The sequence below is a fragment of the Trinickia sp. EG282A genome, assembly GCF_040965455.1.
Taxonomy (GTDB): Bacteria; Pseudomonadota; Gammaproteobacteria; order Burkholderiales; family Burkholderiaceae; genus Trinickia; species Trinickia symbiotica.
This window is the reverse complement of record NZ_JBFRCC010000003.1, coordinates 393,926-419,158: the sequence shown is the minus strand read 5'-3', so window position 1 is coordinate 419,158 and position 25,233 is coordinate 393,926. Positions and strand designations below refer to the sequence as shown.

Here is a 25,233-nt window from a genome sequence, read left to right as displayed (position 1 = left end):
GATGAGTGGCTGACGCTCCGTTGCACGAGCACTCACTGGGCGGCGGCTTCGCTTTGCTTCCTGAATTGCGAGGCGATTCGTTCCTGCTGGTTCGGCGGCACCGGGTCATAGTGGCTGAGCTCGATGCTGTAGCTGCCGTGCCCGCCCGCGAGCGCATTGAGACGCGATTGATAGTCGGCCAGCTCGGATAGCGGCACCTTCCCCATCACGACGCACATGTGACCGGCCAGGTTGCGCGTGCCCTGAACCTGCGCACGCCGCGACGACAGATCGCCGATGATATCGCCCATCACCGCCTCGGGCGCCATGACCTCGATGTTGACGATCGGCTCGAGCAGGATCGGCTGCGCTTTCAGTACCGCATCGATGAATGCCTTGCGCCCCGCGGTGGCGAACGCGACTTCTTTCGAATCGACGGGATGGCTCTTGCCGTCGAAGACCGTCACGCGCACATCCTGCATCGGAAAGCCGGCGAGCGGTCCGCCATCGATCACCTGAAGAATGCCTTTCTCGACGGCCGGCATGAACTGGCCCGGAATCGCGCCGCCTTTGACGGCGTCGACGAACTCGTAGCCGACGCCGCGCGGCAGCGGCTCCACGCGCAGCATGACCTCCCCGAATTGGCCGGCCCCGCCCGTTTGTTTCTTGTGCCGATGATGTCCCTCGGCCTTCGTGCCGATCGTCTCGCGGTAGGCGATTTTCGGCGGCCGCGTGACGACGGCGAGCTTGTACTGATCGGTGAGGCGCTCGAGCATATGCCGCAGGTGCAGCTCGCCGAGCCCGCGAACGACCGTTTCGTTCGTGCCGACCGGGTGATCGATCCTCAGGCACGGGTCTTCCGCGGCCAGCTTTTGAAGAAGCTCCCAAAGACGCTGCTCGTTGCCTCGACGTTCGGGCTCGATCGCAAGCCCATAGATCGGCGTCGGGAAGGCGAGGGGAGCGAGATGAATGTTGCCGTCTTCGGGCGCGTCGTGCAGCACCGCATCGAAGTCGATCTCATCGACCTTCGCCGTCGCGCAGATATCGCCGGGACCGGCTTGCGCGACGTCGACATGATCCTTGCCCTGCAGCAACATCAGATGCGCGACGCGAAACGGCTGCCGCGCATCGCCGATATAGAGCTGATTGTCGCGTCGCACGGTGCCCTGATGAATCCGAAAGACGGCCATCTTGCCGATGTAGGGATCCATCACGATCTTGAAGACGTGCGCGAGCACGTGCTTGTCGGGGTCCGGTTCGGCCTGCACCGTCTCGCGGCGGCTATCGACGTCGCGGTAGAAGAGGGGCGGGTTGCCCTCGAGCGGATTCGGCAGCAATCGAACGAACACGTCGAGCAGTTCTCTTATGCCGGCGCCCGTCGCGGCGGACGCGAAGCAAACGGGGACGAGATGGCCTTCGCGCAGCGCGCGCTCGAAAGGCTCGTGCAGCTGTTCGGGGCGAATCGCCTCGCCTTGCTCGAGATAGAGCTCCATCAGCTTCGTATCGAGTTCGATGACCTGATCGACGAGCGCGTTGTGCGCGGACTCGACGGAGAGAAAGTCGGACTCGCCCGACGGATTGAAAAAGCAATCGACGACGGCCTGTCCGCCTTGCGCCGGCAGATTGATCGGCAGGCACGTGTTGCCGAAGGTTTCCTGGATTTGCGTGAGCAGCTCGGGCAAATCGACCTTCTCTGCGTCGATGCCATTGACGACGATGATCTTGCAGAGCTTGCGCGCCTCGGCGGAGGCCATCATGCGGCGCGTGGTCATCTCGATGCCGGTGCGCGCGTCGATGACGATCGCGGCTGTTTCGACAGCGGGCAGCACGCCGATCGAGAGGCCGGAGAAGTCGGGGTAGCCGGGGGTATCGAGAAGGTAGATGCGGGTGTCGCGGTAGTGGAGGTGGGTGATCGCGGAACTCAACGAGTGGTGGTACTTGCGCTCGAGCGGATCGAAATCGCAGACGGTGCTGCCGCGCTCCACACTGCCCGCCGTATGGACGGCGCCGCCCTCGTGCAGCAGCGCTTCGACGAGCGAGGTTTTGCCGCAACCGGCGTGGCCGACCAATGCGATGGTACGGATGGCTTCGGGTTGGTATTCCATGTCCTCCCCTATCCTGCAATCGTTATCGCGCATTATTGGTGAAAAAGACGCGGCCGGCTAGCTAGGGTATTCGTGCCTGATCGAACCTCGCGCCTCGATCGCGGATACAAAGGCCCGCGGCGAGACGATTGCCGGCATGCGGTTCTCAGTTCAGACGAAAGGGCGCCCCGGTAACGGCTCGCCAGGCGTCACTCTTCTTCTTCCGGCGGATACAGCAGCGTACCGTCGGACTGAGGGCGAGCGGCCGGGGTCATCGTGGCGGACGTGACGTGGTGCGCATCCATGATGTGGCGGACGTCCTTGCGGCGAGCCAGCAGGTAATCCGCAATGATGCGACGGTGGCAGCGCCACCAGACGGCCTCCGAGCACATGATCGCGCAACGACGCTTGCTTCCGAGCTCGATCAGCGTCTGCAGCCCCTCGCTGAACGCCTCGGTCGTCGCATAGTCGGCATAGTTGCGAAACGCCGGATGGGTCCAATAGGCGTTCGGCGAAGCGTGCGCTCCCGCGGCCTTGCCACGGCGTCCGCCGAGCTGTTTCAGATGCAGGTACTCGATGCCCTCCGGCTGGAGGGCGCCCGGCAGCGTTTCCTCATTGAACTGCGGGTTCGTGCGCGACCTGGCGAAGCTGCGCACGTCGACGAGCAGTTCCACCCCGGAGTTCTTGAGCATGTCGATGAACTCGCTCAAGCTCCGGGTCGAATGTCCGATCGTGAAAAAGGGCTGCGACATAGCGGTCAGCGCTCGTCGAATCGACACATAGCGTTTGTCGATCCCAACCACGATTGATTCCCGTCATTTCGCAACGGCGCCGCTGCGCGCGGGCCGATATTTCGGCTATCCGGCGACAAACAAAGATGTCAGAATCGGCCGCGATACTCGATATTCGACGACGCTCGGAGAATCCACGATGAGCAGCGAATCGACGCGCGACGGCGGGATGCCCGTCGACAGGCCGGCTGGCAATGCAGGCCCGACGGATGACGTTGAATCCCGGGACGGCCCGGGCATCCGCGAGCATCCTCGTTACCACCAGATTTTTCCGGTTCTGGGCGATGCGGAGCTCGACAGGATGCGTCGCTTCGGCACGTTATCGCGCTACGCGAAGGGCGAACTGCTCTACCGCGCCGGCAGCCTCTGCCCCGGCATGTTCGTCTTGTTGTCGGGCAAGATCCGCATAGTCGGCCGCGATGGACTGGGCCACGAACGCCTGATCCACACCTATACGCTGCGCGGAGAATTCACGTCCGACGTGAGTCAGCTCTCGAACAAGCCGGCAGTGGTGGATGCGCACGTCGTCGAAGACGTCGAGGTCTTGCTGGTTCGGCCCGACGGCCTGCGCGCGCTGATGATCGGTGAAGCCGAGCTTGGTGAAAAGATCATGCGGGCGCTGATCTTGAGGCGCGTCTGGGTGATCGAGAGCGGGCAGGGTGTCGTGCTTCTCGGTGAGGCCGGCAACCCGCGACTCCTGGCACTGCAGGGCTTTTTACGCCGCAACGGTTTTCCGAGCACGGTTCTCGACGCGGAGCAGGATGCGGAAGCCATCGCGCTGCTCGAGCACTTGACCCCGCAGGCCGACGACTTCCCGCTCGCCGTCTGTCCGGACGGGACGGTCTTGCGGAACCCCGACGCGGGCCAACTCGCTTCGTGCCTCGGTCTGATTCCGGAATTCGATCCGACCCATATCTACGACGTTGCGATCGTCGGCGCCGGCCCGGCGGGACTCGCGGCGGCCGTCTACGGGGCATCCGAGGGATTGTCGGTCGCGGTATTCGATTGCCGCGCACCCGGAGGCCAGGCCGGCACCAGCTCACGCATCGAAAACTATTTGGGCTTCCCCACCGGCATTACCGGACAGGCGCTCGCGGGCCGCGCCTTCGTCCAGGCGCAGAAGTTCGGCGCGCATATCGGCATTCCGTGCGAGGTCAAGGCGTTGTATTGCGACAGGCAACCGTTCGTCGTCGAGCTCGCCAACGACAAGCGCGTCACCGCGCGCACGGTCGTCATTGCGACGGGCGCCGAATATCGACGTCCTGTCGTCGACGGGCTCGCGCAGTTCGAGGGATGCGGCGTCTACTACTGGGCCACCCCGCTCGAGGCGAGGCTGTGCCGCAAGGAGCCGGTGCTGCTCGTCGGCGGTGGCAACTCGGCGGGGCAGGCGGCGGTCTTTCTCGCGTCGCACGCCGATCATGTGCACATGTTCATTCGTGGCCCGAGCCTCGAGCACAGCATGTCGCGCTATCTGATCGAGCGGGTCACCTCTCTGCCGAACCTGACGCTGCATACGCGCACCGAGCTGACGTCGCTCGAGGGCGACGCGCGTCTCGAGCGCGTCCACTATCGCGGCGCCGGCGGCATGGAGGCCAGCGTGGCGATCCATCATCTATTCGTCTTCATCGGCGCCGAGCCGAACACCGGCTGGCTCGACACGTGCGGCGTGTCGGTCGATACAAAGGGGTTCGTCATCACGTGCACCGGTGCCGAGGGGTCGCCGTTGATGCCCTTACAGACCAGCGTGGCGGGGATCTTCGCGATCGGCGACGTCCGTTCCGGATCGACCAAGCGTGTCGCATCGGCAGTCGGCGAAGGCGCCGCCGTGGTCGCGCAAATACACGGTTACCTTGCCGAAAAGCGGGGCGAGCGCGCCGTTCATTGACGCATTAGTTTCTCGCGACCGTAGAGCATCATCATCACGATGATCACGAGTCCGAACACCACTTGGCGAAAGACGTCGGCGGGCAGACGGACGCCGATTTCCGCGAAATAATCCTGCGGCTGCAGCACGGACAGGATCGATTGCAATAGCGTGATCAGGATCACGCCGGCGATGGTGCCGAGATAAGTGCCGCGGCCGCCGAGCACGTTGGTGCCGCCGAGCACGATCGCCGCGATCGTAGGCAGCAGATACGGATCGCCCATCGCCTGGTAAGAGCGATTCGCCCAGCCGGCGAGCAGCACGCCGCCGGCCGCGGCGCAGGCGCCGGAGAGCGCGAAGGCGATCAGCATCACGTGCCGGCTGTCGACGCCGGAGAGAAACACGGCCCGCTCCCGATTGCCGATCGCGTAGATCTGCCGGCCGAGCTTCGTGCGCGTCAGCATATAGACCGTGACCGTCCCGACGGCGATCCATACCAGCAGCGGATTGGGCATGCCGGGAAGGAGCTGGCCGCCGGCGAGCTCGATCATCAGGCCGGTGGCGCGATCCTGCGGCGCGAAGCCGCCGGTGTGATAGACATCAGGCCCTGCGCGACGGCATTCATGCCTAATGTGAAGATCATCGAAGGCGCGCGCAGATAGGCCACCCCCAGGCCGTTCACGAGGCCGACGACGAGACCGCAGAAAATCCCGAACGGGATCGCGAGCGGTACGCCAAGGCCGGGGCCGAGAATGCCCGTGGCACCAGTGGCCATCATGCCGCCCATGGCGATCGTCCACGGGATCGAGAGATCGATCTGCCCCATCAGGATCACGATCATCTCCCCGGTCGCGATCGTGCCGAGGAAGGAGGCGACTTGAAGTTGCTGAGCGAGGTATCCGACCGAGAGAAACCCCGGCTTGGCGGCGGCGCCCACCGCGAGCAGTAAAACGATGCAGCCGAAGGCGATGAGCGTCGCGGCGTCGATCTTGGGCAAGGAGCGAAGCATCTGGCTTCTACCGATAGAGGTCGAGCTTGTTGCGGATGCGCAGCAGGCGCAGCGAGCCGAGGCTGACCGCGAACAGCAGGACGACCCCGACGAACAGCGGTTGCAGCACCGGATTGATATTGAAGACGATGAGCAGATCGCCCACCGTGCGCATGACGAACGCGCCGAAGACGGAGCCGACAACACCGCCCGAGCCGCCGAAGAGCGACGTGCCGCCGATCACGAGGGCGGCGATCGAATTCAGCGTGTAATCGCCGCCGAGCGCGGCTCGCGCCTCGCCGGAATAGGTGATGCAGGTGAGCAGAAGCCCGCCCAGTGCCGCGAAAAGCCCCCCAAGGGTGTAGGCGCAGAGCTTCGCGCGCGCGATCGGAACACCGGACATGTAGGCTGCCTGCTCGGAGGAGCCCACGGCATAGGCCGCGCGTCCGAGCGTGCAATTGCGGTAGGGCATCCAGACGAAGATGAGAGCGGCAACGATCAACAGTACCGAGGACGGGATGCCGTAGGTTGAGCGCGTCATCAGGTCGGCGAAATCGCCGTTGATGTCGCCGCCCGGCTGAGGACGCAGGGCGAGCGCGACGCCGAAATAAATCGCGCTGGTCGCGAGCGTCGCGATGAGCGGCTGCAGCCGACCGTAGACGACGATCAATCCATTCAACCCGCCGCAAGCGAGGCCCGCGACCAGCACGCCGACGATGCCGAGGGCGGTCGTCGCCGCATCGCCGGTGACGATCGTCGATGCGAGGCAATTGGCGAGCATGAAGATCATGCCGACCGAAAGGTCGAGGCCGCCGGTCAGCACGGGCAACGTCTGCGCCATCGCCACGAGCGCGAGCAGCGCGCCTTTGTTGGCCGCCGTATTGACGACATCGACGGTGAGCCCCATCGGCTGGGCCGCCCCGTAGACGCCGAACATGGCGACGAAGATGGCCGCGGCGGCAAGCGCGCCGCGATGCGCCGCCAACCCGTAGCGCCAGCTTCCCTCGCGCCGCCTGCTCGTCATGATCATTCCTCGCTCGACGCTCATTCGGCTACCTCGCGACGGACGAAGCGGGCCGCCTGGCCGCCGACGTCAGGTTCAGCGCGGCGCCGATCAGATTGTGCTCGGTCAGCTCGGCACCTTCCAGCATCCGCGTGATCGTGCCATCGTAGAAGACGGCCACGCGGTCGCAGCATCCAATCAGTTCATCGTAATCGGTGGAATAGAAAAGGATGGCCGTTCCTTGCTCCGCCAGCCGCCGCAGCAGTTGGTAGATCTCCTGCTTAGTGCCGACGTCGATGCCTCTCGTCGGGTCGTTCAGCAGCACGACGCGCGGCTTAGTCATCAGCCATTTGCCGATCACGACCTTCTGCTGATTGCCGCCCGAAAGCGCGGCCACGGGACCATCGAGCCCGTCCGACTTGATCGCGAGCTGGCGCACCAGCGCGTCGATCAACGCCGCTTCGGCTTTACGGTCGATCCGGCCGAAACGGCTGACCGCGTCGAGCGCGGCGAAGGACAGGTTTTCGCGCACCGTCATCGGCAGCATCAGGCCTTCGTTCTTCCGATCTTCGGGAATCAACGCGAGCCCGAGCTCAGCCGACTTCGCGCGCCGGGGGCTCGTGATCTTGACCGGCTTACCGGCCACTTCGATCTCGCCGCCCACTCCAATCAGTGCGCCGAAGAGCGCCAGCAGGAACTCGCGCTGGCCTTGACCGTCGAGCCCGCCTAACCCGACCACCTCGCCCGGACGGACTTCGAGCGAGACATCGTTCAATTCGCCGGCCCAGGAAAGATGGCGGACCGCAAGCGCCGGCGTTCCTTCGCGCCGGGTCCCGCCGAGCGGCGGAAACGCGCTCGAGTATTCCCGGCCGATCATCATTTCGACAATCGCATCGTCCGAGCGGGTGCCGGCCGCGAACGTCTCGATGTAGCGGCCATTGCGGAAAACCGTGCATTCGTCGGCCAGCTCGGCGATCTCGTGCATCCGGTGAGAGATGTAGATGATCGCCATCCCTTCCGCCCGCAGGCGCTTGAGAAGCGCGCAGACCTTCGCCACATCGGCGGCCGTCAGCGCCGACGTCGCTTCATCGAGGATCAGCACTTTAGGCCGCCGCGCCAGCGCCTTGGCGATTTCAACCATCTGCTGGCGCGACAGAGGCAGGCTGCCGACCGGGGCGGCGGGGTGGATGTCCTCGCCGCCGATAATGGCCAGCATCTCTTCGGCCCGCCGCCGCTCGGCCGCTCGATCGATCAGCCCGAACCGGCGCCGCCGGTCGGCGATGCAGATGTTGTCGGCCACGGTCAGATCGGGCAGCAGCGAAAGCTCCTGGAATATGCACGAGATGCCCGCGTCCGCTGCCGCTTTGGGCGTGTCAAAGCTGACCGGCACGCCGCCAAGAAAGATGCGGCCGCTGTCGGGCCGCACGACGCCGGAGAGGATCTTGATTAACGTGGACTTGCCCGCCCCGTTCTCGCCCAAAAGGGCGTGGATCGAGCCCGCGCGGCAGGAGAATTGCACGTCCTGCAGCGCCCGGACGCCGCCGTAGTGCTTCGATACCCCCTCGACCCGCAGCAGTGAGCCCGGCGTTTGCTCCACCATCGTGTCGCGTCTCCCTCCCGCCCGGCGGCGATCGCCGCCGCGCTCCGGTTCAGTTGTTCGTGCCGCTTTGCGTCGCGATTTCCTCGGCCGAGAAACCGATATTGCAGCTTGGGAAGTTGTTGCCGGCGAAGAAGCTGCCCGGCAGTTTCGGGAAGACGTTCTCGCCCGGCTTGAACGGTGAGTAATCGACGGACGTGGGCAGCGCGATGCTTTGTGGGATTGCGTCGCCCTTGAGCGCGGCGATCGCGGTCTTGATGGCCACGGCGCTCTGCGCCGGGCCCGTGCCGCCGGACTGGCAGGTGAGATCGGCCTTGTCGCAAAGCATGCGGTAAGCGTTCTCCGTCTCACCGGAGATCGGCGCCTTGAACTTGTTGGCGTCGAGCATCGCCTGCACCGCGCCTTGCGTTCCGCCCTGAACGTAGAGGCCGTCGAACACGCCACCCGCGGCGATCGCGTCGGCGGTCGCCTTCTGCGCATCCCCGGGCGCCCAGTTTCCGATGACGTCGACCACCTTGACCTTGCGGCCCGACTTGTCGAGGACGTCATGAAAGCCCTTGTCCCGGGCGAGGTCCACCGGCTGACCGGACGGGCCGCGGACATGCAGGAACGTCAGATCGCCCGCCTTCTTGGCTTTTTCCAGCAGAAACTTGGCGGCCATTTCGCCGAGACCGAGTTGGTTCACGTTGACCGAGATCTGGTCCGGGCTGTCGATTACGTTATCGAACGATACGACGACCACGCCCTTCGCATTGGCCTTGTGGACCACGCTTTTGAAGGCCGCGGCGCTATTGGCGTCGACGATGATCGCGTCGAAGCCCTGATCGATGAAATTGTTGGCGGCGGCGATCTGCGCGGCGACGTCCTGGCCGACCGAGACGACCTTGAATTCCTTGATGTCCTTCTTCACCGCGGGCTGGGCGACATAGGCCTTGGCGACCCGGATCATCTGGACGCGCCAGTCGTTGGCGATGAACCCATTCACGAGCGCGATTCGGTAAGGCCCCGGCTTCGCTGGCCACTGGAAGAATTTCGTGCTGGCCGATTCCGGCTTGAAGCAGCCTGGCTCCGCGCCGGGCCCATTGACTACCTTGGGACCGGCGGAAAAAGCCGGCGTCGATAATGACAATGCCACCGTCATCAGTATTGCAGTTGCCGTGGGATACAGAACTTTCTGCATGCTTCTCATTGATTTTCCCCCATCGACCAGGTGAGTACCGCCTGATCCGAAAACGTTAGATGAGTGGCGAAAGACCTGTCAAGCGGCACCGCAACCCTACCACTTAATGGGACGTCCCTGAAATTGAAAGGTGGCGTGATCGAAAGGTGGCGCCATAGCTCGGCTCGAGGCGTAGCGAGTTCGCCGCTTCGCTAGCCGGACGGACCTCCAGTCGTTTGCTCGCCGGGCAAGTGCAACGTTTTGTGTCGGCGGATCGGCCGGATACACGGAGATACAAACCGCGGCGGCCTTCGCGGTATAAAGCGAGCATCACCATCATTGGAGAGTGTCATGAGCCATACCGATGACGATGCGCCGCTGCACGGATCCTGCCACTGCGGGGCCGTGCAGTTCGAGGTGCGCACCGCGCTACAGCCCGCGACGCGCTGCAACTGCAGCCTCTGCCGACGCCGGGGTGCGCTGATGTCGCCGCCGTTCGAAGCGGACCATCTGACGATTGTCCGCGGCAACGATGCGCTGACGCTCTATCAATTCAACATGCACGTGGCCAAGCACTATTTTTGCCGGCATTGCGGTGTTTATACATTTCATCAGACGCGGATGAACCCGAAGCTTTGGCGCGTCAATGTGGGCTGTCTGGAAGGCGTCGACCCCTATGCGCTCGAAGCTACCGTTGCCGATGGCGCGAGCCTGTCTGTCGCGGAGGACGCATGAAACGCCTCCTTGCGATCGCTGCGTTCCTCGTGGGTGGCCTGGCGGCCGAACTCGCGCATCCAGTGCAGTGCATGCTCGTGAGTGCCAGTCCGGTGCGCGTCAAGCGGCGCGGCGTATGATCCGCTCATGGACAAAATCGACCATGTGCTGGTCGTCGACGACGATCGCGGCATCCGCGAGCTTGTCGGCGACTACCTCGAGAAAAACGGCATGCGCGTGTCGCTGGCGGCGAACGGTCGCGAGATGCGTCAGGTGCTCGAAGGCGGAGCGCCCGACCTGATCGTGCTCGACTTGATGCTGCCTGGCGAAGACGGGCTTGTCCTTTGCCGCGATCTGCGTGCTGGCAAGCACCGCGCGACGCCCGTATTGATGCTGACGGCGCGCGGTGAAGAGACCGATCGCATCGTGGGGCTCGAGATGGGCGCCGACGATTACCTCGCGAAGCCGTTCGCCGTGCGCGAGCTGCTAGCGCGCGTGCGTGCCGTCTTGCGCCGCACGCGCATGCTGCCGCCAGGCATGCAGGTGACCGAAACGGCGAACATCCTCGCGTTTGGCGATTGGCGGCTCGATACCACCGCGCGCCACTTGCTCGACTCGGAAGGAACGATGGTCGCGTTGAGCGGTGCCGAGTATCGTCTGTTGCGCGTCTTTCTCGATCACCCTCAGCGCGTCTTGACGCGCGATCAGCTGTTGAATCTGACGCAGGGACGGCAGGCCGACGCGTTCGATCGCTCGATCGACCTGCTCGTCAGCCGGTTGCGCCAGCGGTTGCGCGACGTCGCGCGCGAGCCGCGTTACATCAAGACCCTGCGCAGCGAAGGCTATGTCTTCTCCGCGGCCGTGACGGCCGTGGACGGACCGGGGCAATGAAGCTTTTCGGCGCCTGGCATTGGCCGCGCACGCTATTCGCGCGACTGGCGCTGATTCTCTCGATCGGACTCGCGCTGGCCCAGGGCATGTCGTTCTGGTTGACGGTGACCGAGCGCGATCAGACCACGACGAGCATGATGGTCAGCTACATCGACAGGGAAGTGACGACCTCAGTCGCCTTGCTCGATCGGATGCGGCCGGATGAAAGGGAGGCGTGGCTGCCGCGGCTCGCGAGACGCACCTACCGTTTCGTGCTCGGCCCGGGCATCGCGGGCAGCACGCCTGACGAGAAGCTTTCGGCGCGAATCGCGCAAGCGATCGAAGAAGGCGTCGGCACGCGATATCCGGTGACCGCCAACGCGGTGCCTGGCGAGCACGATCATCTTCAAGTGCATCTGCGGCTCACGGACGGCACGCCGCTCACGATCGATTTCCACCCCATGTCGAGCCTCCCGCTCTCGGGATGGTTGCCATTCGGGTTGATGCTGCAGCTTGCGGTGCTCCTTGCTTGCTGTTGGCTTGCGGTGCGGATCGCGACGCGACCCCTCGCGGCGCTTGCGAGCGCGGCCGATGCGCTCGGACCCGAGCTGAAGCCGACTAAGCTGTCGGAGGAAGGGCCTTCGGAGGTGGCGCGCGCGGCTCGGGCGTTCAATGCAATGCAGGAGCGCATCGCGATCTACACGGCCGAGCGGATGCAGATACTGGCGGCCATTTCGCACGATCTCCAAACGCCGATCACGCGGATGCGCCTGCGGCTGGACGTCGATGACGATGGGGAGCGGGCGGGCAAGCTGCAGCAGGATCTGCGGGAAATGGAAAACCTCGTGAAGGAGGGCGTGACCTATGCGCGCACGCTCCACGGCACGGGAGAGGAGCCCCGCAAAATCGACCTCGACGCGCTGCTCGAGAGCATCGTCTACGACTATGTGGACGCAGGCGCGCAGGTATCGATGGGCAGCCGCGCCGCGCTTGCGGTGACGGCGCGGCCGCAGGCGTTGCGTCGCATCGTCGGCAACCTCGTCGACAACGCGCTCAAGTTCGGGGGAACCGCCACCATCGACGTCAACGCGTTGCCCGATGGGCGTGTCGCTATTTCGGTGCTCGACAGCGGCCCCGGAATACCGGCCGAATCGCTGGAGGCGGTGTTCGAACCGTTCTACCGGCTTGAAGCGTCGCGCAATCGCCATACGGGCGGCACGGGCCTCGGACTCGCGATTGCCCGCCAACTCGCGCGCGCGATGGATGCGACGTTGAGCCTGGCGAACCTGCCTGAGGGCGGGCTTGCTGCAACGCTCACGCTGAAGAGCGCTAGTTGAAGACTGCAAGCTGAAGAAGTGAATGGGACTCGGCTGCTTGCCGTTCGAATGGTTCGAATCGATCGATTCGGTGGATCGAACTTCAAGCGCGCCGAGTCCGACTTCGGACACCCACGGCGGACAAACACGGAAAAACACTCTGGCGTGGGAAGAACGAGTCCTACGCTGCAACGACGTTCAGCGTCACTTCGATGTTGCCGCGTGTCGCTTTGGAGTAGGGACAGGTTTCATGGGCGGCGTTGACGAGCGCCTGCGCGGTGTCTCGTGTGACTCCGGGCATGCTGACGTTGAGGCGGGCCTGCAAAGAGTAGGCGTCGCCGGCCTTGCATAAGTCGACCTCGGCATCGACGGCGAGATCAGGCGGCAACGCCACTTTCATTTTCTTCGCCGCGAGCCCAATTGCACCGATGAAACAAGCCGACCATCCGGCCGCGAACAATTGCTCGGGGTTCGTGCCGTTTCCGGCACTGCCGGGAGACGAAAGCGCGATGTCGAGCCGGCCGTCGTCGCTGCGCGATGTGCCGTCACGGCCTCCGGAGGTCGTGTGAGTCTTGCCTGTGTAAAGGACAGTCGTGGTCATTGTCATTCCTCGTTGGTTGGGTGTTGAGAAGGTGCTTACTTTTGTGCAAGAAGATTGCGGATTTGCTGCTCGGTCTGGGCGTACTCGCCTTCGCCGTAGTGCGTATAGACCACACGGCCTTCCTTATCGATCAGATAGAAAGCGGGCCAATACTGATTGCTGTACGCGTTCCAGGTCGCGTATTCGTTGTCTTGTGCGACGGGGTATTCGATGCCGAAGCGCTTGATCGCGGTCTTGACGTTATCGGTGCTGCGTTCGAACGGATATTCGGGCGTATGCACGCCCACCACGACAAGACCCTGATCCTTGTATTTCTGGTACCAGGTCTTGACGTACGGCAGCGTATGAATGCAGTTGATGCAGCTATAAGTCCAGAAATCGACGAGCACCACCTTGCCTCGAAGCTGTTGCTGCGTCAGCGGCGGGCTGTTGATCCAGTTGTCGATGCCGGTGAATTCGGGCGCGGTCTTGCCGTTCCCAGCTTGGCCGGCTGTCGCGGTGCCACCGGCGGTGGCTACCGCGGCCGCGATCGCGACGGCAACCGCCGCCGCCGCGAGGGCCTTGAATCGAGAGAGCATGTCAAACTCCTTTGAACGAAGGAAAGAACGACGAGATCCAGCCGTAGACGAGCACGTCGTATTGCAGATAGATCGCGAGCGCAGTGAGAATGATCAGTACACCGAACAATTGCTGGAGACGCTCGGCGTGCCGCGCGACGAGCCGTACATGACGGACCATGTATTGGCCGCCGTAGATGATCGCGAGCATCGGAATGGCGGCTCCGACGGCATACAGGATCAGCAGCAGCGCGGACCATTCGAGGTTCTGCGCTTTGACGACGAGCACCAGGATCGATGCGAGAACCGGGCCCGCGCACGGTGTCCATACGGCGCCGAGCGACATGCCCAGCACGAAGCCGCCTGCGTTGCCGTTGCCGGCTGACGTGCCTGAGCCGACTTGCAACAAAGGGGCGATGCGTGCGACCAGCCAGTCATACGGGCGAGGCCAGAGGCGCAACAGTCCGAACAATCCCAGCAAAGCGATAGCCGTATCGCGCAGTGCGCTCTGCGCGACGTGAACCGCGGTAGAGACGGCACCGAGCATCAGCGCGACGGACGTGAATGTAACGATGAAGCCCGCGATGATGAGAAGCGGGCGCCCGCGGCTCGGCCTTTCCACCGACGTACCGAGCAGGATCGGCATGACCGGCAGGACACAGGGCGAAGCTACTGTGAAGAGGCCTGCGAGCAGGGCCAGAGGGGGTTCGAGCAGATTGTGCATGATTGGCGCTCCTCGTTTTGCGCATGCTGTATTGGAGCGCCCTTACGTATCTCGCTTGTGTCGCCGACGCCGCTTCGTTGCAATGCTTTGTATCGATACTCGGCTCGGATACATTGCGACACAATCCGGCGTTTGTCCAAATCTGCGAAGCCGACGGGATGGGTCGGACCGAACGACAGAAGGGCGACGAAGCGGAGTAGCGAAGCGTCGATGAGCCCGATGCTTTTTACGCTAGACGGGCGAGGCAAACAGCAAAGGCCGGCGGCGGAGCTGCCGCTCCGTGCCGGCCTTTAGTGGGGGACTCCACGCCGCAATTAGCGCGGCGTATGAGAGCGGGGCGATCAAGTCGCCCGCTCGTGGTACTGGATCTTATTGCCCGAAGTAGATGGACTTCGTGCCGGTCGTATCGCTGGCGTGGCCCGAAGCGGCCGAGCCCGTGCTTACGCCGCCGACATCGGCCGCACCCGCTGCGCTGCCGTTTTGCGCGGCGACGCGCGCTTCGGCTGCCTGGATGTCGCTCGGATAGTACGGATCGGCGCCGCGGGTGGGCGAGTAGCCGGCCTTTTCGAGTTGCACGAGATCCGCGCGAACTTGCGCACGGGTGATGGGTTGATTCGATTGCGCGAACGACGCGACGGGAGCGGCGATGGCGAGCGCGACGGCAACGGCTTTGATGAGCGAGTTCATGGTGTAACCTCCTTAGTTCTGTTCAAGTGAGCTGTGATTCGATATCAGCAGCAGGTGCTTCGCAGTCTAAGCATGCTGGCTTATGAGTTAAATGCCTGCTTCGTGAAATCACTGGCTCGCGGCGCAGAACAATCCCGGCCGATGCCGTGCAGGGAGCGTTGGAGGTTTCAGCCTTTGCCGTCGTAGCGCTCCCTTCCTGGCCGCGACCGCGGCGATTACTCGATGTGGTTGCTGATGCGACCCACGAACGTCCAGCCCTTGTCGCGATTCCAAACATACGTGTAGCCGGTCGGACCGTCGATGAATACGCTCGTGGGCTGGCTTCCGCCCGCGTTCCGATCGCGTCCTTCCGCATCCGCACGTACGGCGCGTTCGGCGGCCGGCTCGGCGTCGGAACCGGCAGGCGCGGAGGAACTCCAACCTCGTCCGGGTCGATAGGCGAGTTGCTCGATGCGCCCAGTGGGAGCTTCGACCCGCAACCTGATCGGCGAATTTCCGGGAGCATGACGAGCCACCGTCGTCGGAGCCGGATCGTGCCGATTGGCGTCGGCAGCTTCGGCAGTCTGGAACGTCACTGTGACGAGCGCTGCGATGAGCGCCGTCATCCATCGTTTAGCGTTTTCCATCATGGTTCTCTAGTTTGCCGAGGGCGTGCCGATGAACGGGTTGTGTTGCCAACGCCGCACCGGGCACCGCTCTCGGCGGGATTCATACGACTGCGGAAAGCAGCATCATTGCGCGACCGTATAGCGCGGTGCGGGGACGTTGCTCGTGAGATGCGGCGACATGGTCAAGCGCGCCGCCTCGTAAGCGTCCCATTCTTCCACCGCATGCAGCGACGGAATCGTGACGAGTTCGCGCCGATCGAAGCCGGTCAACGCCGCGTCGACCATCGCTTCAGCCGACATGACGATTTCCTTCGGAAGGTTTTCGAGCGGCAGACCGCCTGTCTGCCAAAAATCGGTGGCCGTGGCGCCCGGCAAAACCGCTTGCACTTGCACGCCTTTGTCGGCGAGTTCGTGGTGCAACGATTGAGTGAAGGCCAGCACGAACGCCTTGCTGCCGCCGTAGACGCCGTTGAGAACCTCCGGCGCAATCGCGACAATCGATGAGATGTTGATCACGGCGCCCTTGCCGCGCGCCACGAAGCCAGGTACCGCGGCATAAGTGAGACGCGTGAGTGCCGTCACGTTCAGATCGATCATCTTCGTCATCGCTTCGACGTCGCTCTCGAGCAGTGGAGTGTGCGTGCCCACGCCGGCGTTGTTGACCAGCAGCGTAATGCTCGCGTCCTGCCTGAGTTTCGCTTCGACGGCGGAGAGGTCGTTCCGGTCGCTCAGGTCTGCATCGACGATCTCGACGCTTTGGCGCGTCTCGTCGCCGATGCGCGCGGCGAGCGCGGCGAGACGGTCGCGGTTGCGCGCGACGAGAATGAGGTCGTAGCCGCGGCGGGCCAGCTGGTTCGCGTAGACGGCGCCGATGCCCGACGATGCGCCAGTGATGAGGGCTGTGCCTTGATGTGCTTGCTTCATGTCGTTTCTCCGATTAGAACGTTGCAAGGAATTGCGTGAGGACACTTTGACGCGGTTTGACTGTGGCGTAAATGACGTATAAGGTATTGATTCAGGACACAGGGGCGGGAGAACGGACATGCATCGGATTGGCTTTCTTCTGAGCGACGGCTTCCAGGTCATGGCGCTCGCCACACAGGCCGTTTTTGAGTGCGCGAATGTGGCGACGGGCGATCCGTTCTATGAGCTCGACAATTTTTCGGTCGACGGAGGCGACGTGCGTTCGTCATTGGGCATGGTTGTCGGCACCCGGTCGGTGCGTGAGCGCCGCGAAGTTCATACGTGGATCGTGGCGGGCGTCATCGATCCGACCACTTCATCCGCGCCTGCCGAGGTCCTCTCATTCCTGCGCAAAGCGGGCGAGCGCGCGCGGCGCATCGCGGGCATTTGCACGGGCGGATTCGTGCTGGCCGAAGCCGGGTTGCTCGCCGGGCGGCGCGCAACGATGCACTGGGCTTTCGCGCGAGAAATGCAGAAGCGCTTTCCTGACATTCGCGTCGAAGACGATCGCATTTATATCGTCGACGGTTCCGTCTGGACGTCTGCCGGGATGACCGCGGGCCTCGACCTGGCGCTCGCGATGGTGGAGAAGGATCTCGGTGCGGATGTCGCTCGATCCGTCGCCCACAAGCTGGTCATGCATCAGAGGCGATCGGGCGGGCAGTCGCAGCACTCCGAAATGCTGGATCTTGCGCCGAAGTCCGATCGCATCCAGAGTGCGTTGGACTATGCGCGCAAGAACCTGAGCCGACCATTGACCGTCGAGGAATTGGCCGAGGCTGTCCACTTGAGCCCGCGTCAATTCAGCCGCGTGTTTACGCTCGAAACGGGCAAATCACCGGCCAAGGCGATCGAAGGACTACGCCTCGAAGCCGCGCGCCTGATGATCGAGCAAAGCCGGCATCCGCTGGATACGATCGCGAAGGAAACGGGTTTCCGCGATCGTCGCCATATGCGGGAGGCGTTTATGCGCGGCTTTGGTTTGCCGCCGCAGGCCGTGCGACGCGATGCGCGCGTCGACGGCAGTGGGAACACGATATGATCGAGTTCAATGACAGCAGTCTGTTCGCGACGAGCGGCGAAGCACTTCCGTTGTGTTCACTGACATGGTCAAGCTCGCCGATCGTCGAGATCCAACCCTTGGGAAAGCGAGAACGGCGCCTCGGCCATCAATCTCACGATGCGCCAGGATTGGGGCCCGCCGGCCTGCTGGATCGGCGAGCAGCATGTCGCCGCCTTGTGGGGGCTCGCAAACTGGGACGATGAAACCTACGAGGACAGCGAGGGTGCCATGGAGGGGCCGGGCGTACGGATTCTCGATGTCACTACGACAGTGCGGTCCCCGCATTCGCGATGGCCCATGGCGGGCGCGGACGACCGGGTGGTGGAAATTTTCAGCGACGGCTCACGTCTGTACGTTGCCGCGATATCGGGAACGACGGTGTGGGACATTGCCTCCCGAACGCAAACCTTGGCTTTGCCGGGCTTCGCCGGCCGCCTGCATGACCCGATACGCGGCATGATTTTCGCGATCGAGTCCGACCGGATCTCGGCGTTGCAACTGCCGTGGAGAGGCGTGACGTACTGAGTATCGCGTTGCAGGTTGGGGATAAAGACAGAAGCGGAGACAATCGTTGGTCTCCTCCGAAACGGCCTACACATGAAGTGCGCCATCTACTATTGCAAATCGTGGTTTCGAGCCAAGAAGCGGCCAACCGAAATCTGGACGGAGGAGCAGGCCAGGGCTGCCCACGCCGCCAAGAAGTTTTATACAGTCGTCGTTGGCTCTCCTCAGAGTCCGTCTTGCTTCCTCGAGGTCAATGACAAATTCATTGGCGTTGGCTTTCTCGATGAGCAACTACGTGAGTCGCTCTATTACGCATTCAAGGAAGTCGAGCCACGAAGACTGTTCTTGAGTATGGCGACATACCGTGAGTTCGACGGTGACTCGGACATCGTCGAGACAGGGACGACATACATCTTCGATCGTGACGGTACCGTCAAGACCACGAGGCAATGTCTCAATCCGCACAGCGTTGAAGCGACGGAAGCGGCCGCCGACGTCGACGGGAACTACGAGAGTTGGCCGGAATTCGGCGAATACGAAGATCTGATCAAGGTTGAGCGCAGCAGGTGAAGCTTTCCGAGAGCTTCGAGGCGTTTTTCTCGATTCGTGATGGTCAGGAAGGCCCGCAACGCCGCCCGGCACGTCGCTGGCTCATGAGTTCCAAGGGGCGGTCATCGACGCTCGCCGGCAAAGGGCTGTAATATTCCCATTATTGGCGGACGGTTACAGGACGTAGCATGGGTTTCGAGCAACTGGCAGTACTTAAGCAACAACTTAAAAAGGCGGCGCAAGAAGAGAGGGAAGCAAAGCGGCAACCGGCGAAGCCCGTTCGGCCCGCTGGGCCCACCGCACCCAAGACGAACGCCCGGCCCAGCGCAAAGAGCGAGCCGGTCGATCCGGTCCTGCGCACGATCGGCAAGTTGCAAAAGCGTTTTCCGGCGGCTTTCCCCAAAAAGCCGGCCCCTAAAGTGCCGCTGAAGATCGGCATTCTGGCGGACCTTCTCGCGCACGCGGAAGAGCTCAAGCTGAAAGAAGACGAGATCCGCCTCGGGGTTAGCACTTGGTGCCGCGGCAGCCGCTACTGGGCGTGCCTTACCGATGGAGCCGTGCGCGTCGACTTGACCGGCGCGCCGGCGGGCTCGGTCACCGCACGCGACGCCGCGTTCGCGCGCAGGCAAGCGCACGGCGCGCATGCTTCGCGCCGCCAAGCGAAAGGGGCAACCGAGCCTGGCAATGCGGCAGCGCAGTCGAGCGCCGCGGCGACGGATCAACCGTCGGCGGCTGACCCTATCGATCAAGCTGCTGCCGATCAAGCCGCTTCCGATCGAGCCGCCTGACGTTCTTTGCCGCAATGCTTTGACAGCACGAGGGATCGGCGATGGGAGTGTTTGATCGTCTGGTTCTTTTCTCCGAAGTGCACGGCACCGTGTTGATGGATGGCAAACCCGTACAGGGGGCGGAGCTCGTCGAGCAGGTTATCTGGTCGGAGAACGAGAACGAAATTCCGCCACAGCGTTGCACGACCGATGCACGCGGAGCTTTCCGGTTTCCCGCTATCGAGCGTAGGGCGGGTCTGCGTAGGCTCATTCATTCGCAACCGGTGGTGCTGCAGAGAATCGTCATCCGCTACCGGGGGGGCGAATATATCGGTTGGCGGAACGGCAAAACGAGCTGGGATGCGAATACGGAGCTCGATGGTCGGCCAATCGAGCTAGTGTGCGAGCTCGATCGAGAGCCTGGTCACGAAGGAACGCATTACGGGATCTGCCAGGTCGCCTGAAAGCTGAGCGAGGCTTTTACAACGGCCCCATCGCGGCAGGGATCGCGTGCCGGCGAGACACCGCAACCTGGCCTCCTGTTGTCATCGTCGTGCCGGCTTGCGCTATAATCTGCCCCGTCGTGGGGGAGTAGTCTGCTTCACCAGCGTGGTGAAGCGTCATCATCAACATAATTGGCGCGCCCGTGCCATGGTGATGACAGCCGTTTCTCGGCTTGGCGAGACCTGTGACGTTATCCCTTCTTACCCGGGCCGGGCGAAGGCGAGACGTCATTGGGTTCTCTTGTCCCGGCCCGTGGAACATAACCGAGATGCGCCTGCTTTCCCAACTCCGCGCCACGGGGCGACTGTCATGATCTGGACTGTCGCACTGCTCATCGCCTCCGCCGCAATCATCTACCTTTCCTGCGAGACATTCGTCAACGGTGTCGAATGGCTCGGCCAGAAACTGCGCGTGAGTCAAACGGCCACCGGCACCATTCTTGCCGCATTCGGCACTGCGTTGCCCGAGAGCGTCGTTACACTCGTTGCGGTTGCCTTTGGCGGCACCCCCGCGCAGAAGGAGATCGGTGTCGGCGCCGCGATCGGCGGACCGCTCGCCCTCAGCACCGTCGCCTATGCGGTCGTGGGCATCACGCTTCTCGCAACGGCGCGCCGTGTCGGTCGGGACAAGGCACACGTCGAGGCGGACACGCGCCGATTGCGCCGCGATCAATTGTGGTTTCTCGCGATCTTCGTCTTCAAGATCGCGCTGGGCTTGGTGGTGTTCTCCTTCAAGCCCGTGCTGGGTATCGCGTTTCTGTTGGCGTACGCCGTTTATTGCTGGAAAGAACTCACGGCGACCGACGATATCGACGGGCTCGATGAGCTGGAACCGCTTAAATTGCGTCCGCACGATCCAAGTCCGGCGATGTTCTGGATCGCCGTGCAGACGCTCGGTGCGCTGGCCGTGATCTTTCTGGCGTCGCGGCTGTTCGTGCGGCAAATCGAAGTGATCGGACCTTGGCTAGGTCTTGCGCCGCAACTCACCGCGCTGCTGCTGAGCCCAATCGCGACCGAGTTACCCGAAATCATGAACGCGGTAATCTGGGTGCGGCAGCGTAAGGAACGTCTTGCTCTCGCCAACATCAGCGGCGCAATGATGATTCAAGCGACTGTGCCCACTGCGTTCGGCCTCTTCTTCACGAGTTGGCATCTCGCCACGCAGTCGATCATCGCCGCGGGCGTCACAGCGGTTGCCATCGTTTTCTTGCAACGAGCCTTCAAGGCACCGCAGGTGCATAGCCGAGAGTTGGTCCGCGTCGGTTGGCTGTACGCGGTATTCGCGGCGCTTTTGATCGTATTTTGATCGGCAGCGTTCGAGCGTAAGCTTGCAACGGGCAAGACGCGGCATCAATATATGTCCTCATCTATTGCGTGCGCGATTCAAGTGTCGCTCCCATGCTCGTTGCAACCGTTCTTCCGCCAGGACTAAGCGCGACGTTCGCATGCGTGCTGCTCGTGGCATTGTCCATCGCCGGAATCCCGAGCGCGCGAGCCCAGGCGGACGATGCGGCGCCGATGACGATCGAGTCCGACGTTCATCGATTTGTCGTCCAGCACAACGGCACGCTCGAGGAGTACGACGACACGACGTTGCGCGCGAATACCGCAACCGGCGTCGATGCGATTGCGCAGCACTATGTCTGGTTCGATAAGGACACCGAAAGATTGACGTTGGTGGCGGCCGAATCGATCGATCCCGATGGCAACACGCATCCGGTCGGCCGCGATGCGGTTCGCGACGTGCAGGAACCGCGCGCGGCCGGCGCGCCGATGTTCGAGGACGGTATCCTGCGCACCGTGATCTTTCCCGGCGTGGAGCCCGGGTGGCGCATTCACGTCGCGTTTCGTAAGTCGCGCTTCAAGGCGATCGAGCCGGGGGCCTTCGCCTACTTCGTCGAGCCTGAGCGCGTCCCCGTCGAGAATCAGCAACTCGTCTTCGATCTGCCGGCTGACATGCCGCTTTATGCCGACGCTCGCGGGTACGCGGCGAAGCCGCCCGTGACCGAGGGCGGGCGTACCCGATACGAGTTCGATTACCGTCACGGTCCCTATGCGCCGATCGAGCACGGCGCGGTAGGGTATGCACAGTATGGCGATCGGCTGATGGTCACCACGACGCCGAGCTTCGCCGCTTTCGCGGAGCGTTACGAGGAGGGGGCCGTCGATCCGACCGCGAACGATCCAGCGATCGTTGCCTTCGCGCACGCACTCACGGCCAATGCGCCCGATGCCTGGTCGAAAGCGCGCGCGCTCTACGACTGGATGCGCGCAAACATCCGCTATGTGGCCCTGTTCGTCGGCGAAGCGGCGACGCGGCCGCACCATGTCGTCGACATCCTGCGCGACCGCTATGGCGACTGCAAGGACCATGTGGCGCTCTATGGCGCACTGCTCGCGGCCGTCGGCATACGCAGCGAGCCTGCGCTGATCGCACTCGGGCCCGTCTACACCTTACCCTCGGTGCCCGGTTACGGAGCGGGCGCGATCAATCACGCGATCGTATGGATTCCCGAGCTTCGGCGCTTCGCCGATACCACCGCGGGCGGCATCGCGTTCGGCGATCTGCCGTCGAGCCTCGTGGATAGGCCGGCGCTGCTCGTCGACGAAGGCGTGCTCGTACGCACGCCGGCGACGCAACAACGCTCGCGCGATGCGCGCGTGCAGATCGGCATTGACTCGAGCGGCAGGGGGCGCTACGCCTATCATGTCGAGGATAGCGGTTTCACAGCCGAACTCGAGCGAAACGCCTTCCGGCGCGCGACGCGCGAGCGCATGCAGCAGATCGCCTATGAGCGGTTGCAGAAAGCGGGTCTACGTGGCACGGCGACGCTCTCGACCGACGACGTATCGGCGACGGCCGGCCCGTTTGCGGTCACGATGACGGGCATGATCGAGCATATCGTCTGGCCCGACGGCATGATGGGCGTGCCGGCGCTCTCGAGCCTGGCGGGCGGGATCGCGACACAGGTCGAGGACTGGCTCGCGGTGCCGCGGCGAACTCGACCTTATGTCTGCATCGGCGGCACGTTCGAAGAGGAAGGGCAGATCGATCTGCCGCCGAACGTCAAGACGATCTATGTCCCCGAAGCACTTTCGATAAGCGCGGGCGGCTTGACCTATGCGTCCGATTACATTTTCGATCCTCAGACACGCGTCGTTCAGGTGACGCGCCGGCTGAAGGCCGATTTCGGCAAACAGGTTTGCACGCCAGATGAATTTGCGCAGATGCGCGTCGCGCTGGAACGAATCGAGCGAGACGCCATGGCGCAGGTCATCGTGCAAGGCAGTGGCCAATAGCGATCGGGTACATGCACGATCGAACGTATCGATCACCGTGCGATTTTAAAGAGTGCGGGAATAATCGGTTCCCGGCAGGTCAACGCCGAAGCGCTCTTCGCCGTGATGTATTAAGCTGCTCGGGGGCTTCGAACACCGCGACGACGCCCACATTGAGCTCATCGACAGGATTCATGTTCGCGGTCAAGAGGCATTTGATGATCAGTGACGGTTCTTCGCAAAGCGGCGCCCCCGCGAACCCAGGCCAAATCGGTACGAATGGCGGCGCGGGTCGTGCCGCCGCGGGAGACGAGCAGTCTCCGTTCAGCAGTCTGCGTTTCCACCAGATCTTTCCGACGCTGACCGATGCGGAGATCGATCGGATGCATCGTTTTGGTGCGCTCTGCTGCTACGCGGCGGGCGACATGCTTTATAGCACGGGCAGCTCGAGTCCTGGCATGTTCGTCCTCTTGTCGGGCAAGGTGCGTTACATCGCGCGCGACGGCCTCGGTCGTCAACGCTTGATTCGCGAGGACGTTTTGAGGGGCGAATTTACGGCCGATATCGGCATGCTGTCCGGCAAGCCAGCCCTCGTCGATGCTGAAGTCATCGAGCAGGTCGAAGCGCTCGTGATCCCGCCGGACAGGCTGCGTGCGCTGATGATCGCGGAGGCCGAGCTCGGCGAAAAGATCATGCGCGCGCTCATTTTGAGGCGTGTCGCGGCGATCGAGCGCGGGCAGGGCGCGGTGCTCGTGGGCTCGCCCAATGGGCCCCGCCTGCTCGCGCTGCAGCACTTTCTGCGGCGCAACGCGTATCCGCATGTGGCGCTCGACGTCGGCGATGCCGATGCGATTGCCTTACTCGAGCGTTTGACTCCACAGTGCGATGACATGCCGCTCGTCGTATGTCCCGATGGCACCGTGTTGCGCAATCCCGACGAGGGGCAGCTCGCGTCTTGTTTAGGACTCCTGCCGGAGTTCGATCGCGCCCACCTATACGACGTCGCGATCGTCGGCGCGGGACCGGCTGGTCTGGCGGCAGCCGTGTATGCCGCGTCCGAGGGCCTGTCGGTGGCCGCTTTCGACTGCCGCGCGCCAGGTGGTCAGGCGGGTTTGAGCGCCCGCATCGAGAACTTCCTGGGTTTTCCGACGGGGATCTCCGGGCAGGCGCTGGCCGGGAGGGCGTTCGTTCAAGCTCAAAAGTTCGGTGCGCACATTGCCATTCCGGTAGAGGTGAAGGCCCTGCATTGCGGAGAGTATCCGCTCGAGGTGGAGTTGACGGGTTCACGCCGTGTCACGGCGCGCACCGTCATCATCGCGAGCGGTGCGGAGTATCGGCGTCCGGCCGTGGATAGCCTCGGGCGCTTCGAAGGTCGCGGCATCTACTACTGGGCGACGCCGATCGAGGCGCGACTATGTCGCAACGAATCGGTGCTGCTGGTCGGCGGCGGCAACTCCGCGGGGCAGGCGGTGGTGTTTCTTGCTTCGCACGCCGCTCATGTCCATTTACTCGTCCGCGGCCCGGATCTCGAACAGAGCATGTCCCGGTATCTGATCGATCGCATTCAATCGCTGCCGAACGTCACGATCCATACGAATTGCGAAGTTGCCGCGCTCGAAGGCGAGGAGCGGCTCGAGCTCGTCCGTTATCGCCGGCGCGACGGTGCGCTCGAAAGCATCGCGACTCATCATCTGTTCCTCTTCATCGGTGCCGAGCCTAATACGAGCTGGCTCCGCACTTGCGGTGTATCGGTGGACAAGAAAGGCTTTGTATTGACAGGCGCTGACCTGGGGCCGGAAGAGAGTCCGAGGGCCTCGCCGCTGCCGCTCCAGACCAGCGTCGCGGGCGTGTTCGCGATCGGCGATGTCCGGTCGGGTTCGACGAAGCGCGTTGCGGCGGCCGTGGGGGAAGGGGCCGCCGTGGTCGCGCAGATTCACCAGTTTTTGGCCGCGCAGTCGGAAGCAGCCGGTGCGTCCATAGCCGCCGCCAACGTTCGCTAACGCGTGGCGCGATGTAGTGCCCCTGGAGTGCTGCTGCGCATGCTGCCCCTTCGATGATACTGT

General features: G+C 63.3%; 27 protein-coding genes and 1 riboswitch. Of the genes, 14 read left to right on the top strand and 13 right to left on the bottom strand.

What is annotated here, in order from left to right:
* Positions 1 to 32: 32 nt before the first annotated feature.
* On the bottom strand, positions 33 to 2,084 hold the full coding sequence (fusA, locus tag AB4Y31_RS16405) for an elongation factor G (RefSeq protein WP_368674819.1): 2,052 nt from the start codon (positions 2,082 to 2,084) through the stop codon (positions 33 to 35).
* A gap of 188 nt (positions 2,085 to 2,272) precedes the next feature.
* Positions 2,273 to 2,815 carry a DUF488 family protein gene (locus AB4Y31_RS16400; RefSeq protein WP_368674818.1) on the bottom strand — a complete coding sequence of 181 codons (543 nt, stop codon included), beginning with the start codon at positions 2,813 to 2,815 and terminating at the stop codon, positions 2,273 to 2,275.
* Positions 2,816 to 2,993: 178 nt separating this feature from the next.
* Here AB4Y31_RS16400 and AB4Y31_RS16395 point away from each other — a divergent pair, with 178 nt between their 5' ends.
* The gene (locus tag AB4Y31_RS16395; RefSeq protein ID WP_368674817.1) at positions 2,994 to 4,739 is read left to right on the top strand and encodes an FAD-dependent oxidoreductase; all 1,746 of its coding nucleotides are present in this window, start codon (positions 2,994 to 2,996) and stop codon (positions 4,737 to 4,739) included.
* Here AB4Y31_RS16395 and AB4Y31_RS16390 read toward each other — a convergent pair.
* From AB4Y31_RS16390 to AB4Y31_RS16370, 5 genes are read right to left on the bottom strand one after another with little or no spacing between them, the layout of a single operon-like run.
* Positions 4,733 to 5,269, bottom strand: coding sequence for an ABC transporter permease (locus tag AB4Y31_RS16390; RefSeq protein ID WP_368674816.1), 537 nt, complete (start codon positions 5,267 to 5,269; stop codon positions 4,733 to 4,735). The two genes, AB4Y31_RS16395 and AB4Y31_RS16390, sit on opposite strands and share 7 nt — an antisense overlap.
* Positions 5,269 to 5,727 (bottom strand): ABC transporter permease, encoded by a 459-nt coding sequence (locus AB4Y31_RS16385; protein WP_368674815.1) that lies wholly within the window; start codon positions 5,725 to 5,727, stop codon positions 5,269 to 5,271. Before AB4Y31_RS16385 ends, AB4Y31_RS16390 begins: the two co-directional genes overlap by 1 nt.
* A 7-nt stretch (positions 5,728 to 5,734) precedes the next feature.
* The gene (locus AB4Y31_RS16380; RefSeq protein WP_368674814.1) at positions 5,735 to 6,754 is read right to left on the bottom strand and encodes an ABC transporter permease; all 1,020 of its coding nucleotides are present in this window, start codon (positions 6,752 to 6,754) and stop codon (positions 5,735 to 5,737) included.
* Between the two features lie 4 nt (positions 6,755 to 6,758).
* Complete coding sequence (locus tag AB4Y31_RS16375) at positions 6,759 to 8,309, bottom strand: sugar ABC transporter ATP-binding protein (RefSeq protein WP_368674813.1); 1,551 nt, start codon at positions 8,307 to 8,309, stop codon at positions 6,759 to 6,761.
* Between the two features lie 49 nt (positions 8,310 to 8,358).
* Positions 8,359 to 9,486, bottom strand: a complete 1,128-nt coding sequence (locus AB4Y31_RS16370) for a substrate-binding domain-containing protein (protein ID WP_018438633.1) — start codon at positions 9,484 to 9,486, stop codon at positions 8,359 to 8,361.
* 330 nt (positions 9,487 to 9,816) lie between these two features.
* Between AB4Y31_RS16370 and AB4Y31_RS16365 the strand changes: the two genes are divergently transcribed.
* The 4 genes from AB4Y31_RS16365 to AB4Y31_RS16350 are packed head-to-tail and all read left to right on the top strand — an operon-like array spanning position 9,817 to position 12,386.
* Positions 9,817 to 10,200, top strand: coding sequence for a GFA family protein (locus tag AB4Y31_RS16365; protein ID WP_018438632.1), 384 nt, complete (start codon positions 9,817 to 9,819; stop codon positions 10,198 to 10,200).
* The gene (locus tag AB4Y31_RS16360; protein ID WP_368674812.1) at positions 10,197 to 10,319 is read left to right on the top strand and encodes a hypothetical protein; all 123 of its coding nucleotides are present in this window, start codon (positions 10,197 to 10,199) and stop codon (positions 10,317 to 10,319) included. The genes AB4Y31_RS16365 and AB4Y31_RS16360 overlap by 4 nt, the downstream gene beginning before the upstream one ends.
* A 7-nt stretch (positions 10,320 to 10,326) precedes the next feature.
* Positions 10,327 to 11,070 (top strand): response regulator, encoded by a 744-nt coding sequence (locus AB4Y31_RS16355; RefSeq protein WP_368674811.1) that lies wholly within the window; start codon positions 10,327 to 10,329, stop codon positions 11,068 to 11,070.
* Entirely contained in the window at positions 11,067 to 12,386 is a 1,320-nt protein-coding gene (locus tag AB4Y31_RS16350) for a sensor histidine kinase (protein ID WP_368674810.1), read from the top strand. The genes AB4Y31_RS16355 and AB4Y31_RS16350 overlap by 4 nt, the downstream gene beginning before the upstream one ends.
* Before the next feature lie 160 nt (positions 12,387 to 12,546).
* Here the strand turns inward: AB4Y31_RS16350 and AB4Y31_RS16345 are convergent, their stop codons facing one another.
* The 6 genes from AB4Y31_RS16345 to AB4Y31_RS16320 form a co-directional block, all read right to left on the bottom strand.
* Positions 12,547 to 12,972: an organic hydroperoxide resistance protein gene (locus AB4Y31_RS16345; protein WP_368674809.1), complete on the bottom strand. Its 426-nt coding sequence runs from the start codon at positions 12,970 to 12,972 to the stop codon at positions 12,547 to 12,549.
* Between the two features lie 29 nt (positions 12,973 to 13,001).
* Entirely contained in the window at positions 13,002 to 13,544 is a 543-nt protein-coding gene (locus AB4Y31_RS16340; protein ID WP_368674808.1) for a thioredoxin family protein, read from the bottom strand.
* A 1-nt stretch (position 13,545) separates the two neighbouring features.
* Positions 13,546 to 14,247 carry a cytochrome c biogenesis CcdA family protein gene (locus AB4Y31_RS16335; protein WP_368674807.1) on the bottom strand — a complete coding sequence of 234 codons (702 nt, stop codon included), beginning with the start codon at positions 14,245 to 14,247 and terminating at the stop codon, positions 13,546 to 13,548.
* A gap of 369 nt (positions 14,248 to 14,616) precedes the next feature.
* A complete protein-coding gene (locus AB4Y31_RS16330; RefSeq protein WP_368674806.1) occupies positions 14,617 to 14,934 on the bottom strand; it encodes a DUF4148 domain-containing protein in 318 nt (105 codons plus the stop codon).
* Between the two features lie 215 nt (positions 14,935 to 15,149).
* Positions 15,150 to 15,563, bottom strand: a complete 414-nt coding sequence (locus AB4Y31_RS16325) for a hypothetical protein (RefSeq protein WP_368674805.1) — start codon at positions 15,561 to 15,563, stop codon at positions 15,150 to 15,152.
* A 102-nt stretch (positions 15,564 to 15,665) separates the two neighbouring features.
* Positions 15,666 to 16,466 (bottom strand): SDR family NAD(P)-dependent oxidoreductase, encoded by an 801-nt coding sequence (locus tag AB4Y31_RS16320; RefSeq protein WP_368674804.1) that lies wholly within the window; start codon positions 16,464 to 16,466, stop codon positions 15,666 to 15,668.
* A gap of 118 nt (positions 16,467 to 16,584) precedes the next feature.
* Between AB4Y31_RS16320 and AB4Y31_RS16315 the strand changes: the two genes are divergently transcribed.
* The 9 genes from AB4Y31_RS16315 to AB4Y31_RS16275 all read left to right on the top strand — a co-directional run bounded on the left by AB4Y31_RS16315 (position 16,585) and on the right by AB4Y31_RS16275 (position 25,170).
* Positions 16,585 to 17,547: a GlxA family transcriptional regulator gene (locus AB4Y31_RS16315; protein ID WP_368674803.1), complete on the top strand. Its 963-nt coding sequence runs from the start codon at positions 16,585 to 16,587 to the stop codon at positions 17,545 to 17,547.
* A gap of 138 nt (positions 17,548 to 17,685) precedes the next feature.
* The gene (locus AB4Y31_RS16310; protein ID WP_368674802.1) at positions 17,686 to 18,093 is read left to right on the top strand and encodes a hypothetical protein; all 408 of its coding nucleotides are present in this window, start codon (positions 17,686 to 17,688) and stop codon (positions 18,091 to 18,093) included.
* A 72-nt stretch (positions 18,094 to 18,165) separates the two neighbouring features.
* Complete coding sequence (locus AB4Y31_RS16305; RefSeq protein WP_368674801.1) at positions 18,166 to 18,642, top strand: hypothetical protein; 477 nt, start codon at positions 18,166 to 18,168, stop codon at positions 18,640 to 18,642.
* Complete coding sequence (locus tag AB4Y31_RS16300) at positions 18,639 to 18,773, top strand: hypothetical protein (RefSeq protein ID WP_368674800.1); 135 nt, start codon at positions 18,639 to 18,641, stop codon at positions 18,771 to 18,773. Before AB4Y31_RS16305 ends, AB4Y31_RS16300 begins: the two co-directional genes overlap by 4 nt.
* Before the next feature lie 36 nt (positions 18,774 to 18,809).
* Positions 18,810 to 19,409, top strand: coding sequence for a ProQ/FinO family protein (locus AB4Y31_RS16295; RefSeq protein ID WP_368674799.1), 600 nt, complete (start codon positions 18,810 to 18,812; stop codon positions 19,407 to 19,409).
* Positions 19,410 to 19,450: 41 nt separating this feature from the next.
* Positions 19,451 to 19,852, top strand: coding sequence for a DUF6795 domain-containing protein (locus tag AB4Y31_RS16290; RefSeq protein ID WP_368674798.1), 402 nt, complete (start codon positions 19,451 to 19,453; stop codon positions 19,850 to 19,852).
* 110 nt (positions 19,853 to 19,962) lie between these two features.
* A riboswitch (yybP-ykoY riboswitch) is annotated at positions 19,963 to 20,146 on the top strand.
* A gap of 55 nt (positions 20,147 to 20,201) precedes the next feature.
* A complete protein-coding gene (locus AB4Y31_RS16285; protein WP_368674797.1) occupies positions 20,202 to 21,197 on the top strand; it encodes a sodium:calcium antiporter in 996 nt (331 codons plus the stop codon).
* 92 nt (positions 21,198 to 21,289) lie between these two features.
* Complete coding sequence (locus AB4Y31_RS16280; protein WP_368674796.1) at positions 21,290 to 23,191, top strand: DUF3857 domain-containing transglutaminase family protein; 1,902 nt, start codon at positions 21,290 to 21,292, stop codon at positions 23,189 to 23,191.
* A gap of 173 nt (positions 23,192 to 23,364) precedes the next feature.
* Positions 23,365 to 25,170, top strand: coding sequence for an FAD-dependent oxidoreductase (locus AB4Y31_RS16275; protein ID WP_368674795.1), 1,806 nt, complete (start codon positions 23,365 to 23,367; stop codon positions 25,168 to 25,170).
* The last annotated feature ends 63 nt before the right edge of the window (positions 25,171 to 25,233 follow it).